Source organism: Methanobrevibacter sp. (assembly GCF_045603845.1).
In the GTDB taxonomy this organism is placed as follows: Archaea; Methanobacteriota; Methanobacteria; order Methanobacteriales; family Methanobacteriaceae; genus Methanocatella.
In genome coordinates this window covers 1-16,282 of sequence record NZ_JAZUMY010000048.1, presented here as the reverse complement: position 1 = coordinate 16,282, position 16,282 = coordinate 1, and the positions used below count along the sequence as shown (strand labels likewise).

Here is a 16,282-nt window from a genome sequence, read left to right as displayed (position 1 = left end):
TGTTAACTTATAATTTATCTCATTTAAGTTACGGGGTTTATCTTTTATGTTAAACCCTTTAACTTAGAAATTAAATCTTATTCATGTTAACTTATAATTTATCTCATTTAAGTTAAAGGGTCTAATTTATTTGTTAGACCTATAACTTAAATTGTATTAGGAGAATAATTCAATGAGTGAAGTAATTGCTGTAATGAATCAAAAAGGAGGTTGTGGTAAGACTACTACTGTTGTAAACACTGCAACTTCACTGGCTGTAATGGGAAAATCCGTTTTAGTTGTGGATATGGACCCTCAGGCAAATGCAACTACAAGTTTTGGAATAGACAAAAATGAATTGGAAAATACTATTTATGATGCAATCATTGGGGATATAAATGTAAAAAAGGCAACTATTCCTACTTTTATAAAGAATTTATTCATTATACCTAGCAATATTTCATTAAGTGGTGCTGGCGTTGAATTAAGCCAGAAAGAGAATTATCATATTATCTTAAAAGAGACACTAAAGGATGTTGTTCCATTATTCGATTATATATTCATTGATTTACCTCCTTCCTTAGGTGTTATAACTGTAAATGCATTAGTTGCATCTGATAGTGTACTGATACCAATTCAGGCTGAATATTATGCACTTGAAGGTGTTGCAGATTTAATTAATACCATTAAACTTGTAGAACAAAGACTCAGGAGTCCTACTCCAATCAAAGGAATTCTATTAACGTTATATGATAAAAGAACCAGATTAAGCAGAGATGTTCACAAAGAGTTGAAGAGTTACTTTGGCGGCACCAACCTGCTTTTGAAGACTATTATTCCTAGAAATATCAGATTGGCTGAAGCTCCAAGTTTTGGTAAACCATGTTTAATTTATGATCCGGATAGTACTGGAACTAAATCTTATTTAAAATTAGCTAAAGAAATATTAGAAAGAGACGGAAGTGATTAGATGGCTCGTGGACTTGGTAAAGGTTTAAATTCTTTAATACCAGAGTTTTATGATGAAGATTTTGACAGTAATGGTGCTAAATCTTTAGAAGACATGCTAAAAGAAAAGGAAAATAAGGATTCTACTGAAGAATCTATTACCAATGATGAATCTAGTGTAAATGATATTGAAGAATCTACTGTAGATGATGTTGATAATGATGATGGACAAGAAAACCAAGAGGAAGATAAACCGGAAGAAACGTCAGTTGAGCAAATCCAAGAGGAAAACAACGAGAATATTGACTCATCCGAAGTCCTATCTGGCAATGAAGACTCTCAAAACGATATATCAAATCCACAAGATGTCAAAAGACAAGAAAATGTAGCCGAAGTTTTAGATATTGTAGATAAAAATCCAAGGATTACATTATGGTCATCAAGATCTGCTGCAGTATTCAGATATTTAAGAAAAACAGAACCCGAATTCAGTATCAGTAGGGAAGCTTCAATTTTAATCGATGAAGCCGTTTCCAAGAAATATCCTGATATTTGGGAATTGTTTGATGATTTAAAATAGTTATTGGAAATTCTCTAATAGACTTTGATATGCTCCGTCTATTTTTATATATTTCTCAGCCCTGTCTACAACCACACCTAATTTCTTTAAGTCATTCTTATTTTTGAAAGGCATTTTTTTTCTGATTGAAATTATTTTTCTGGCTGATTTCACACCGATGCCTGGAACCCGAATCAACTCAACAAATGGTGCGGTGTTGATTTCTACAGGAAATATATCCATATTCTCTGCTGCTAAAATTTTAGGATCCTGGGTTAATGACAGCTGATTGTTCTCATCAAAGACAAGTTCCTTAAGCTTGAAATGGTAATCATTTAACAAACTGTCTGCATTATACAGTTTTGCAGTTCTGTCTGTACTGCATGCGTCTTTATTTTCAAATTCAGTTTCCGCAATAGGTGAAAATGCTGAGAAGTATGTACGTTTAAGTTTTGTTTTATTATAGATTTTTTCCATTCTATGTAGAATTTCCCTGTCACTTTCATCATTCGCACCGACAATGAGCTGTGTGGTGTGGGTAGAATTTGGATAAGTCGTGCTCTTTCCATGTAGACTGTCAATCCAGTGAAGGCGCTTCAGTATATCCTTATTATAATCCTTCGTTGATGACAGTTCTGCGAGTCCTGAAGGCGTAGCAGCTTCTATATTAATGCTGACCCTATTGGCCAGAGCCATTGCCCTTTTGATTGAATCCTTTGATGCTCCTGGAACAATTTTCAAATGGATATAGTCATCGTATCCATAATCCTTTCTTAAAATCCTAATGGTTTCTATTGTTTTTTCCATTGTGAGATCTTCATCCTTGTCAATCCCTGAACTTAAGAACAGACCGTTCACCAGACCTCTGTTGTAATAGTTAAGGAATGTATGTGCAAGTTCCTGAGGTGCAAGTTCAAGCCTTGTGAAATTTCTTTTTGACTGGTTAATACAGTATTTACAGTCATTTTTGCACTTGTTTGTCAGAAGAGTTTTAAACAGCGGAATTTGACAGCCGTTATGTCCGGTTGCATGATAAATTCCCGGAAGATTAACTTGAGAGCTCTTGTTATGATTAACGTAATCGCATAAATCATACTGTGCTGAATCAGTTAATATTTTTATCTTCTCTAATGTGCTCATAGTAATAATTATTATCTTTGATGTATATTAATTTTGAGTTACAATAGAATAGGATTTTTCTATTATTTCTGGATATTTTCCATATAACTGGCGTTATTTTGGATAGGTGTCAGTATAACTATGTTATAAATAGAAATTGTCAATTTTTTTAAAAATTTCTATACAGTCCTATAAGAAAATATCAAATAGATATACATTGATTAATATTTTTAAAAATCATGCTTAAACTGTATAAGTATATATATGATGAATGTTAATATGAGTTTAGCTATTGAAAATAAGATGGCTATTTTTAGGAAAAAATTATTGTACTAATATATTGACTTTGGTGATTTAATTGATTAAAAAATTCATGATGATTATTATATTGACTTTATTAATGATCTCTGCAGCTCATGCCAGCGACGTTGATGATTCAGTTAATATTGATAATGATGAAATTTCAATCATTGATTTCATTGAAGTTGATAATCATGATTTTGAGGAGTTAAAAGAAGATGATGTTGTTGAAAATAACATTATCAGTGAGGATGAAAACGCTCCTGTTAAGTCTAATCAAGAGTATAATGATTCTTATATAATTAACAACCCTAAAAATTATCATAAAATAGAAAATTACCAATATAATTGTTCTTTTATAAATGAAACTTTGGACAATGATACAGATTTGGAGTTTAATAATATTTCAATAACTATTTCTGTTCATATTTTTAATAATTTCTTTAACAATCATGAAGTTTTTATCTGTATGAATCTTGATTCAAGTTTTAAAACAATGGATTTTTGTCATAATTTATCCAAATTTAAACAAATCGATAAATTTCAAGTGTTAACACATGATGATTTAATATTTTATAATGATTATTGTAATTCTTTGACTCATGATGTTGATATAAACATGTTGATATCCAGCGATAAATTACACACTGGCTATGCATTTTCAATCAATCACTCAATTATATGCAGTCATAGCAATTCCATTTATAATATTTTAAGTTCTAATTTTTCATCTTTTCAGATATTTTCTAATTTTGATCAAATTTTTATAATTAATTATAATGAAGCTTTTTTTTCGAGTAAAACAATCGAATGAGATATACATTTAAATATTTTATTAATTAAGTAACTAAAACGTATAAATTATCAATTTGACATATCAGGTGATACTAAGTTTAACAATTTTATATTGACAGGGAGTGTAACTATGAACAAGAAGATTTTATATGGATTAATTTTATTATTAACTTTATCATTAACTTTTGGGGCAGTTTCTGCAAGCGATAATTTTGCAAATGAAACTTACCAAGTTAATTTAGATACTACTAATTTAGAAGTCAATACACAAGATTCAGTATATGAATCCGGCTTTATATTGGACGATTCAGCTATTTCACAAAATTCTGATGAAATAGTTAACGATTCAACAGATATTTCACAAATAACTAATAATGTTTATTTAATTGATGCTCCAAGCATTTCATCTAATGAAATTAATTTTGCTAATATTCCTGATGAAAATTTATTGGGATTAAGCATTGAAGAGAATGTAATCCTTAAGGAAGGTAATGTAATAACTTTTGATGGCAATTACTTCAGTGATGTACGAAACGCAATAAGTCAGGCTGGGGATGGCGACATAATAGATTTGGAAGGAAAAGAAATTATAGCACTTCCTGGAGGCACACCAGTAATTCAGACAAGCAAACGTTTAACTTTTAGAAATGGTGTTTTCAATGCTGGAAATGTATCAGCAATTACCATTAATAATCGTAATTTTATAGAAAATTGCAATTTTGAAGACATAACTTTCAAAAATTATAATGACGTATGTATGTATCCGAATTTTTTCATAAATTGTAATTTAAATCATGTTAGCTTTGAAAATTTTTCACTTGCAGTTGCAGGTTTTGTATTTAGAAATAGTAACTTATATGACGTGAACTTTACTAATTGTCATTCTCACGAACCTGAGGATGAAAATGATTATGAATATGCTGCAATGGCTGTTACTTATAATTCAGTACTCGACCATTGTAATTTTGTTAATTGTACAACCAACAGACACTCTGGAGCAATCTGTGTTGCCGGACAATATGGAAATAGAGTGGATATTCTCAATTCAAATTTTATTAATTGTAGCGCAGGTATCGGTGGTGCGATTTATGTTCATGGTAATGGGGCAATCAATGAGAATTACCACAGTAACATCATAAACTGTACTTTCATAGGCAATACTGCAACTGAAAGAGGCGGAGCTATAGGTTCCAGTCAAAATTATCTTGTTGTTGAAAATTGTATATTTGAAAATAATACAGCTAAACAAGGAGCGGCTTATATGCTTGCAGGTATTGATCATGGTTTGGATGGAATTACTGAGGGACATTACAATACTATGATTAACTGTACTTTCAGAAACAATACAGGTACCGAAGAAGGTGGAGCGGTCCACATAACAGGAAATAATAATAGAGCAATTAATTGTACTTTTTGGGATAATTACGCAACTGACGGAAATGGTTCAGCCATTTATGTTCACGGTCAAAATTCATCAATTATCAATTCCGAATTTTATGAACACGAATGTTCAAGAGGTACTGTTTATATTATTGGTGATAATACTGTAATTGAAAATTCTACCTTTGAAAATAACACTGCTTTAAAAGGAGGTGCAGCAATTTATGTGGTTGGAGATAATACCTTTGTTGATAATTCATTATTCAACAACAACAGTGCTGTCATCCATGGAGGAGCAATACATTCACACGGTGATAACCTTACTATAACCAATTCAAACTTCACTTCAAATCATGCTATCGCATCCAGTGATGATCTTAATCAGGGTTTAGGTGGAGCTATTTATATTGAAGGAAATAATTCAAACATCTCTTATTCATATTTTGAAAATAATGTAGCACGTAACGGTTCAGCGATATATAATAGGGGACAAAACTTGACTATTGAAGATGATACTTTCATTGAAAATCAGGCATGGAGTTATCTGATTACCGGAGTAACTAATGATAAGCGTTTCTATTATAATCCTGAAGGCGTCATAATCATCAATGTTACCCACAGAGGTGGAGATAATATTATTAATGCTATTTATAACGACGGCAGCCCTAATTATATTTTCTTCCAAAATGTTACCTATGAATCTTCTGTAAATGATAAACATAATACAGGTAGTAATATTATTAATCCTGTAGATGGAGTCGATAAAAGTGAAAACGGAACTCTTATTTATCAGGATCCACGTGAAGACTTACAAAATATTACCATAGTTGTTACTCATCTTGAAACAGGTCAAGTCGTGATTAATTTCACTTCCAAAACCGGTATTTATGGTAATGCCAGCGTATCTGAAAAAGGTCTTCTTCCTGGAAATTATTCAGTTAATGTAACTCACTTTGAAGATGGTTTATATAAATTCATTACAAACATGACTTACTTTGAGATTCTGCCTGTTGCAGACTTGGCTATTGAAAAAACTGTTTCAAATAAAACCCCTAATTTCGCGGATGAAATTACATGGACTATTAAAGTCACTAATAAGGGTCCAAATAATGTAAGTGATGCTTATGTAATTGATAAATTGCCTGCAGGTTTAATTTTCAATGGTGCTGATGGAAATTACAATGAAACTACCGGCAGATGGGAAATTGGCACTTTAAATGTTAATGATACTAAAATTTTAAACATTAAAACTATTGTAAACATTACAAATACCACTATTCTTAATGTAGCTAGCGTGAATAGTAGTACTTATGATCCAAATGAAACCAACAATATTGCAAATAACACTACCAAATCAAATACTCTCACGGATTTAAGTGTTGTTAAGTTAGTTTCCCAAAAAACATCTGTAATTGGTGATACAATTGTCTGGACTATTAAAGTCACTAATAACGGTCCTGATATAGCTGTAAATGCCTATGCAATAGATGTTCTTCCTTCCGGAATTTCATATGTAAGCGATGATTCCAACGGAAAATATAATTCCACCACTGGAAGATGGGAAATTGGTGATTTGAATAAGGGCTCATCAGCTGTTTTAAACATTAAAACAAAAATTAATGTGGATAATACTACAATCATCAACAATGTTTTTGTCAATTCAAGCACCCCTGATTCTAACATGAGCAATAATAATGCTTCAAATGATACAGTCATCTTAGAATCTAATTTTATCGTGGAAAAAAATACTATTACTCCTATTGTTTCTATTGGAGAGCAAGTTAAATTCCAAATTGTAGTTAAAAACACAGGTTTAACTAACTTGACCAATGTGTTTGTTGAGGAATTTTCTTATGATGGTCTGATATTTGACCACGCTTTAAACCAATCCCACTGGATTCATTCAATAGTCAACGGTAAAAACAGATGGACTTTAAAAGATAAATTGTCTATTGGCCAGGTCACAATATTAACCGTATTGTTCAATACCACTAGAGCAGGCAATTTCACTAATGTGGTTGTTGCAGGCAGTGATGAAACGGATAACAAAACAGCTAGCAATGATACAACAGTTGTTAAACCGGAATTAGAAGTAGAAAAAATCACTATTACTCCTATGGTTATTTTAGGTGAACAGGTAATCTTTGAAATTATCGTTAAAAATACCTGTTTAGTCAATTTGACCAATGTGTTTGTTGAGGAATTTTCTTATGAAGGTTTGGTATTTGACCATGCCAACACCGAAGGTTTCTGGGTAGAATCTGTTGTTGATGGAAAAACAAGATGGACTTATGAATTTGAAATTGCTCCGGGAGTAACTCACGGATTCACTGTAGTGTTTAATACTACAGTGGTTGGTAATTTTACTAATGTGGTTGTTGCAGGCAGTGAAAATGCAGAAAATAAAACAACCAACAACACCACTGTTGTTGTAAAACCGGAATTCACTGTTGAGAAAATTTCTTTAAATCCTCTTGTCAGTGTTGGTGAACAGGTTACTTTCGAGATTATTGTAAGAAATACTGGAATCACTGATTTGACTAATGTAATTGTCAATGAACTTAAATATGACGGCTTGATTTTCGATCATGCTTACGGTTTAGGTCATTGGAAGGAAATAGATAATAATTCCTGGATGTTTAATAATAAGTTTTCTGCTGGCGAGTCTCATGGTTTCTTTGTAGTGTTTAATACTACTGTGGCAGGTAATTTCACTAATGTGGTTGTTGTAAAATCAGATTACACTGAAAATAAAACCGCTGAAAACAATACAACTGCCGTCAATCCTGAATTTAGTGTTGAAAAGATTTGTTTGAATCCTCTTGTCAGTGTCGGCGAACAGGTTACTTTTGAAATCATTGTTAGAAATACTGGAGTTGTCGATTTAACTAATGTTGTTGTCAGTGAAAATGTTCCTGATGGTTTGATTTTTGATCATGCTTACGGTTTAGGTCATTGGAAAGCTATTGGAAACTATTCCTGGACTTTTGAAAATAAGTTTTCTGCTGGCGAGTCTCATGGTTTCTTTGTAGTGTTTAATACTACTGGTGAAGGCAATTTCACTAATGTGGTTGTTGTTAAAGCTAATTACACTGAAAATAAAACCGCTGAAAACAATACAACTGTTGTAAAACCGATGTTTACAGTTGAAAAGATTTCATTAGATCCTATTGTTCCTTTAAACAACTTAACAAGATTCCAGATAGTCGTTAGAAATGTTGGTCAAACAGAATTAACAGGAGTATTCATTGAAGAAACAGATTATGAGGAATTAACCTATGTGACATTCATTGACACTGAAGAATGGTATTATGATTTCAATACTGTAACTCCTGGATGGAAACTTATTAAATCTTTAAATCCTAATCAGGTTGCTACATTAACTGTTATATTCAATGCTACTAAACTTGGAAATTGGACTAATACCGTAACTGTAGGTGCAGATAAAGCTGATAATAAAACAGCAAACAATACCACTGAAGTTTACGAAGAACCTCCGATAGACCCTGAACAAAATGCAACAAATCCAAATTTAACTGTTGAAAAAATTGCATTAGAAAAAATTGTTTTATCAGGCAATCAGGTTACTTTTGAGATTGTTGTTAGAAACACTGGAGATAAAAGGTTACACGATGTAACAGTTTATGAGAAATTTGATGATGCTTTAGAGTTTGACCATATTATTGATAATACAGAATTATGGATTAAAAATAATGATTTGAGCTTCAAATACAATGCAACTCTCTATAAGGGAGAAACAACTAAATTTTATGTTGTATTCAATACTAATAAAACTGGAGAATTCACCAATGTTGTTATCGTAACATCCAATGAAACAGAAAATAAAACAGCTAATGACAGTGTTGAAGTTGTTGAGCCTGTTTTGGTTGTTGATAAGGTTGCTATTAATAAGACTGTAGTTGTTGGCAATCAGGTTATTTTTGAGATTGTTGTTGGTAATTCTGGTAGGGTTGCTTTGAATGGTGTTGTTGTTGATGAGTTGTCTTTTGATGGTTTGGATTATGCTGGATGGTTCGATGACACTGGTTTATGGTCTAAGAATGGTGATTTGACTTGGTCTTTAGGTTCTAGTTTGGCTCCTGGTGAATTTGTTGGTTTCTTTGTAGTGTTTAATACTACTGATGTTGGTAATTTCACTAATGTGGTTGTTGTAAGTTCTGATGAAGTTCCAAATAAAACAGCTAATGATTCCGTTAAAGTTTTAAAACCTGATTTCTCTGTAGAAAAACTAACAGTCAATAAGATTATTCATTTGGGAGAAATAGCTTATTTCGAAATAATCATTAGAAATACAGGTGAAGTAACCTTAACCAACTTAACGGTTTATGAAACAGACTTTGAAGGTCTCATATATGCAGGCTGGTTTGATGATACCGGTTTATGGAGTAAAAATGATGATTTAAGCTGGACATTTAATTCATATTTAAGCCCGGGAGTATATACAGGATTTTTCGTATCTTTCAATACAACTAAAACAGGACATTTCATTAATGTAGTCAATGTAACTAATGACCTGGTTCCAAATAAAACAGCTAATGATACTGTTGATGTCGTAAAACCTGAGTTCAGTGTTGAAAAGATTACTCTCAATCACACAGTCGTTGCAGGAGAACAGGTAATCTTTGAAATAATCATAGACAATTATGGAAATGTTGATTTAACAAATATTACAGTTTATGAAAAAGAATTTGAGGGTTTAATCTATGATTCATGGTTTGACTATACTGGTAAATGGATTAAGAACAATGACTTAAGTTGGACTTATAATTCAACTTTGGAGTCTAAAAAATATGCAGATTTCTTTGTTGTATTCAATACAACTGAAATAGGTAATTTCACAAATGTTGTAGTAGTTAACAGTGATCATTGTGAAAATAAATCAGCAAATAATACTACATATGTTGTTGGCGCTGATTTATCCGCAGTTAAATTAGTTTCAAATAAAACTCCTATCTATGGAGATGAAATTATATGGACTGTAATCGTGACAAATAACGGTCCTGGAAAAGCTAAAGATGCATATGTCACAGACAAATTACCTAACGGTCTTGTTTACATTTCAGATGACTCTAACGGCAAATATAATGCAACTTCTGGTATCTGGACTATAGGAGACTTAGCTTATAATGAAACTGCCGTTTTAAAAATTAAAACTTTGGTTAATATAAGCAATGTCACAGTTTTAAACGTGGCTGTTGTTAACAGCAGCACTAAAGATCCAAATGAAGAAAATAATATTGCTAATAACACAACGAATCCTCGCACTCCTGGTTTGAATGTAACAAAAACTACTTTGACTCCTGTTGTTCATGCGGGTGATCAGGCGGTCTTTGAGATTGTCGTGACTAATGTTGGTGACTGTGATTTAGATGGTGTGTTTGTTGAGGAAAAATCCTTTGATGAGCTGATTTATGATAGTTTTAATGGTGTTAATTGGATTAAAAATAATAATAAATTCATTTATAATGGTATTTTAGCTTCCGGAGAATCTGTAAATTTCACTGTTACTTTCAACACTACTAAATCAGGTAACTTTACTAATGTAGTAGTTGCAGGCTCTGATGATTGTGAAAATAAGACCTCAAATGACACTGTTGAAGTTCTTAAACCGGAGTTAAGCGTTGAAAAACTCGCTTTAACTAAAATAATTACTTTAAATGGAATCATTACATTTGAAATTACAGTTCACAATACTGGGGAGACTGATTTGACTGATGTTAAAGTTAGTGAAATTGTTCCTGAAGGCTTGACATATGTTGGTTATCACAATACTTCTCATTGGACTTATTTGGATGATTATTCCTGGAGTTATAATGGTGTTTTAACTAAAGGCAGTTATGCTACTTTATTCATTGAGTTTAATGCTACCAGTTTAGGTAATTGGACTAATGTTGTAGTGGTATCATCTGATAAAACTGAAAATAAAACCTCAAATGACACTGTAGAAGTCCTAAATCCTGGTTTGGATGTTGTAAAAATTGCGCTTAATCCGATTGTTGTTGCAGGAGATGAAATTACATTTGAAATTATTGTTCACAACACTGGAAAAGTTGATTTGACAAATGTTGTTGTTGAGGATATTGCGCCAGCTGAATTAATCTATAAAGATTATAAGGGCAATGGATTGTGGATTTATGAAAAGGGCCTTTGGACATTAAACGGTGTTTTAACACCAAATGAATATGCAGCATTCTATGTTACATTTACGACAACTTCTGAAGGAAACTTCACAAATACTGTTGTTGCAAGTTCCAACGAAACTGGAAAAATTGAAAACAACACAACCGTTTCAGTAATCAAAGGACAATTGGAAGTTGAAAAAATAACTTTAACACCTTATCGCGTTGTTGGTGAACAGGTAATCTTTGAAATCATTGTTCACAATGTTGGCAGCATTGATTTGAATGATGTCTATGTTGTTGAAGATTCATATGAAGGATTAGTTTATGATCATTTCATTAACAATGGAGATTGGACATATTCAAACAATAAATGGGTTTTAAATCATGCTTTGAAAGTTGGCGAATATTCTGCTTTATTAGTCTATTTCAATACTACAAAAGTAGGTAACTTTACTAATTATGTATTCGCAGGTTCAAACGAAAGTGATGTAGTATATTCAAATAATACAACACAAGTGTTCAATAAAAGCGAGGACGAACCGGTTTACAATGATACTGAGGTAAGATCATTTGATTTGATTAAGACCACTATCAATCCAGTAATCATTTTAGGCGAACAGGCGATATTCCAAATTGTAATTCACAATACCGGAAATGTTGCCCTGAATGTTACAATTAGTGAAATCTTTGATGAAGGATTAATTTATGATAGTTTTGTTGACTATACTGGCTTATTCACTAAAAATGCTGATTTGTCATGGAATGTAACTGGATTATATCCTGGCGAATATGCAGGATTCACAGTTTACTTCAACACTACCCGAACAGGTAATTTCACAAACATGGTATCTGCAGAAGAAAAAACCTCAAATGACACAGTTTTAGTTTTAAAACCAAGCTATGTCATTGAAAAAATTGCATTAAATAAAAACTTGCGCATCGGCGACAATGCAGTATTTGAAATTGTTGTGCACAATGACGGTGAAGTTGCATTAGATAATATTGTCATAAAAGAATTGTCATTCGACGGATTAATCTATGATTACTTTACTGATTATATTGGCGCATGGGATTATGATAATTTAACATGGACTTATACCACTGCATTATCCCCTGGTGAATATGCAGGATTCTTTGTTGTTTTCAACACAACCTGCGCCGGCGAATTTACCAATGTGATTGTCTCCGGCAACAAAACCTCAAATGATACTGTGAAAGTCTTTGAGCCATTAAGTGAAATTGAAAAAATCGCTTTAAACAAAACAGTTTACGTCGGCCAACAGGTAATATTTGAAATTATAGTACATAATACAGGATTAATCGATATCAACGATTTGACAGTGGAAGAAACATCTTATGATGGACTAATTTATGATCATTTCATTGATGAAGATGGAATGTGGATAAATGAAGCTTTAACATGGAAATTGAATGCTACCCTAATGCCTGGAGAGTATTCAACATTCTATGTAGTATTCAATACTACTGCTGCCGGAAACTTTACTAATGTAATAATGTCTGCTAATAACTCTGCTAACGATAGCGTTGAAGTCAATTCAATTGCAGATTTAAGCATCATTAAAAAAGTTTCAAATTCAAATCCTAATTTCGGTGATGTGATTACCTGGACTATTGTTGTAACAAATAACGGACCGGGAACTGCTGAAGACGTTTATGTATTTGATAATTTAGAAAAAGGTTTAGTTTATCAGTCATCCAAAGCTACTAAAGGCAGATTTAATTCAACAGAAGGTATCTGGTATATCGGTGATTTGAAAAATGGTGAAAGCGTACAGTTAGAATTATCTACTTTAGTGGCAATTTCTAACTCAAGCATTCTTAATGTTGCTAATGTAAACAGCAGTACTTATGATCCTAATCCTGATAACAACAATGCCAACAATACAACTCATGTAAATCCTGTAGCTGATTTGTCTGTTGAAAAAGTTGTTGTTGCTATTGAAGGAGAATATGTAACCTGGGCAATTAATGTTACTAATTTAGGTCAGGATTCAGCAATTAACACAAGAGCTGTTGATGTTTTACCTAACACATTAATATTGGTTTCATATGCTATGACAAAAGGTTCATTTGACTTCAATACTGGTGTATGGACTATCGGAGATTTGGCTAATGGCGAAAGTGCGGTTTTAATTATTAAAACAATAGCAAATGCTACCGGTACACTCATCAATGAGGTTAATGTTGTCAGCGATACATATGACCCTAACATGACTAATAACTATGACTTTGACAGCGTAATTGTTGAAGAAGTAGTTCCTGATGTTGAACCTCCTGTTTCAACTCCAAAATCAGTTGATGTAACTCCTGCAACAGGTAATCCATTAATCATGGTTTTACTTGCATTAATTGCTTTAGCTGCCGGAACATTAAGAAGAAAAAATTAACATTAAAATGGGAAATTTGATTTTCCCTTACTTTTTATTTTTTCATATAGATAACATATTTTATAAGTTCTAATTTTAAATACTGGTTTTATTAAATTAACTATATCATTTAAAATTTTAATAGTTAATAATTAAAACTATAAAATAATTAATCATTAATTCAATTAAAGTGACAGTTATTTCTTCGGTGATTTTCAATAAAAAAATAAGGTAAAAGAAATTTAGTTTAAAATTTCTTTCATGTGTGCAACACGTTTTTCAACAAGCTCTTCGGTACCGACATCGCGTCTGTGGTATACATTTCCTTTTACATAGTCACATGCCTTTTCAGCTATTTTTTCTGCTTCGGAAATGCTTTCGCCGCTTGCAACGATACCTAAAGCTCTGGAACCTGACAGGTGAATTCCGTCATCTTCAAGTCCAACTGCTGCGTAGAATACTTTTGCACCCATATCTTCAATGGATTTCTCATCCACTTCAATCAGTTCTCCTGCATATTCTGTTTCAGGATATCCGTCAGGTACAATGTATTTGCATACACTTGCTTTCGGTTCAAATTCAACTTCTCCTAAAGTTCCGTCAACGATTGCCTTACAAACATCAATTAATGGAGTTTTAAGTAATGGCAACACATTCATTGCTTCAGGATCACCAAATCTTGCATTATACTCAATTAAGCGAGGTCCGTCTGCAGTCAGCATGAACTGGCCGTAAAGAATGCCTTTGTACGGTTTTGCTTCTTCAGCTATTGCTTTGATGGTATCTTCCATGATTTTAACGGCTTTGTCATAGTCTTCCTGTGTTAAGAATGGTAAAAGTCCATCAGCATCGGAGTATGAACCCATTCCTCCGGTTATTGCGCCCTGATCTCCTTCAAATGCATGAGGATGGTCTTGAGCTGCCGGCATTGGAGCCAGGTGTTCTCCGTCACAGAATGCCTGGATGGTAAACTCTTCACCGATTACTCTTTCTTCGATAATTACCTGTGCAAATCCTCCCATTGCATTGTCAATTACTTCTTTTGAGTATTCTTTTGCTTCATTGTTGTCTTTTAGATGGTCTCCAACAATTTTAACTCCTTTTCCACCGGTCAATCCCACAGGCTTGACAACAACGTCACGGTCAAAGTCATCTAAAAATTTGCTTAGGTCTTCGTAATTGTCGAAAACTCTGTAAATCAATGATCCGTCAATTTCATAATCTTCAAACAGTTTTCTCATGAATGATTTATCGGTTTCTATTCTTGCAGCGCTTTGGCATGGTCCTACACATTTGATTCCGTTCTTTTCAAGTTCATCCACGATTCCCTTTTCAAGGGGAGCTTCAGGACCGATAAATGCGATTTCAATGTCATTTTCTTTTGCGAATTCGGCTACTTTTTCAACTTCCCCTTCATCGCCCTGTTTAAACTCTGCAATTTTGCTCATTCCAGGGTTTACTTTACTCATATAACAGTATAACTCAACATCATCCTTTAAAGCATCAGCAATGGCATGTTCACGAGCACCTGTTCCAACAACTAAGACTTTCATAATACGATTCTCCTTATATAAAATGTATATTTTTAAAAATATTTAAATAGTTAGTTCAAATTTGTGAAATCTTTTATCTTAAATGTGCAAGAATACCTCGCCTTCTTAAGGTGAGGATGAATTGCACATAAAATGGGGGGCGCCATTACTGTTCAAATGCTCTCGGACTTATTTTAAATATTAATTTTAATAATATTATTTAGTATAAAAACACTTTTAAAATATAAATAATATTTTTTTTAACTATCATCATAATGGGATTTTTTTCATGAATATGGTTAATAAGAGTTTGAAAATTCGTATTTATCCTTCAAAAGTTGATTTTAATGATAATGAAGAAAAGATTGTTAGTATTGGTAAAATTGAGCAAAATTTAGGAAATGCAAGATTTGTTTGGAATGAAACATTAGCTTTCATCAACAATTTTAAAACGTTATCAATACAAAATGACTATTCCTCTTATGTTAAAGTCAATAATAATTCATGTAATATCATTTTAAATATGTTGAAAAAAGAATACTCTTTTCTGGGTTTATCTGAGTCCTCCTGTTTACAGCAAACTGAAAGAGACCTCAACCAGGCATTTAAACGATATTTTAATCCTAATTTAAAATCAAATTATCCTAGGTTTAAAAGTAAAAAGAATAAAAAAGACAGCGTCAGAATACAAAACAACAAAAACAATGTAAGAATAAACCTGGACAAAAATGGATATCCTAAATTAAAATTAACAAAATTAGGATTAGTAAAATTTAAAACAAGCAAAGAATACAAAGATTTACTAAAAAAAGGAAGTGATCCACATGACAATACCGTGAAAATACAGAATGCAACCATTAAAAAAGAAAACATGAAATACTACGCAATAATTAACATAAAATGTATTCACACGCCTGTTGAAAAAAAGGACAATCAACAAATAGGCATTGACATCGGATGCAAAAAACTAGCAGTTCTTTCCAACAAAAACGAGATAGCCAATCTAGATTTAACGAAAGAAACAGACAGAATCATCCACTACCAAAAAATAATGAGCACACATAAAAAAAACTCAAACCGATACCGCAAAGCAAAAAGACTACTCAACAAATGGTGGGAAAAACTAAAAAACAAACAAAA

At 32.4% G+C, this 16,282-nt stretch carries 7 protein-coding genes; 5 read left to right on the top strand and 2 right to left on the bottom strand.

The window, feature by feature from the left end:
- Window positions 1-172: 172 nt before the first annotated feature.
- Window positions 173-949: a ParA family protein gene (locus tag ACKI2W_RS04175; RefSeq protein ID WP_407379542.1), complete on the top strand. Its 777-nt coding sequence runs from the start codon at window positions 173-175 to the stop codon at window positions 947-949.
- Window positions 950-1,507 (top strand): AAA family ATPase, encoded by a 558-nt coding sequence (locus ACKI2W_RS04170; protein WP_407379540.1) that lies wholly within the window; start codon window positions 950-952, stop codon window positions 1,505-1,507. It abuts the gene before it with no gap.
- Here ACKI2W_RS04170 and ACKI2W_RS04165 read toward each other — a convergent pair whose 3' ends face one another.
- Complete coding sequence (locus tag ACKI2W_RS04165) at window positions 1,508-2,626, bottom strand: radical SAM protein (protein WP_407379538.1); 1,119 nt, start codon at window positions 2,624-2,626, stop codon at window positions 1,508-1,510. It lies immediately after the preceding gene.
- Window positions 2,627-2,963: 337 nt separating this feature from the next.
- Between ACKI2W_RS04165 and ACKI2W_RS04160 the strand changes: the two genes are divergently transcribed.
- On the top strand, window positions 2,964-3,719 hold the full coding sequence (locus ACKI2W_RS04160; protein WP_407379536.1) for a hypothetical protein: 756 nt from the start codon (window positions 2,964-2,966) through the stop codon (window positions 3,717-3,719).
- Between the two features lie 111 nt (window positions 3,720-3,830).
- The gene (locus tag ACKI2W_RS04155) at window positions 3,831-13,631 is read left to right on the top strand and encodes a right-handed parallel beta-helix repeat-containing protein (RefSeq protein WP_407379534.1); all 9,801 of its coding nucleotides are present in this window, start codon (window positions 3,831-3,833) and stop codon (window positions 13,629-13,631) included.
- 221 nt (window positions 13,632-13,852) lie between these two features.
- Here ACKI2W_RS04155 and purD read toward each other — a convergent pair whose 3' ends face one another.
- The gene (gene purD / locus ACKI2W_RS04150; RefSeq protein ID WP_407379532.1) at window positions 13,853-15,163 is read right to left on the bottom strand and encodes a phosphoribosylamine--glycine ligase; all 1,311 of its coding nucleotides are present in this window, start codon (window positions 15,161-15,163) and stop codon (window positions 13,853-13,855) included.
- A gap of 289 nt (window positions 15,164-15,452) precedes the next feature.
- Between purD and ACKI2W_RS04145 the strand changes: the two genes are divergently transcribed.
- The coding region (locus ACKI2W_RS04145) for an RNA-guided endonuclease InsQ/TnpB family protein (RefSeq protein WP_407379530.1) at window positions 15,453-16,282 on the top strand (830 nt) is incomplete at its 3' end.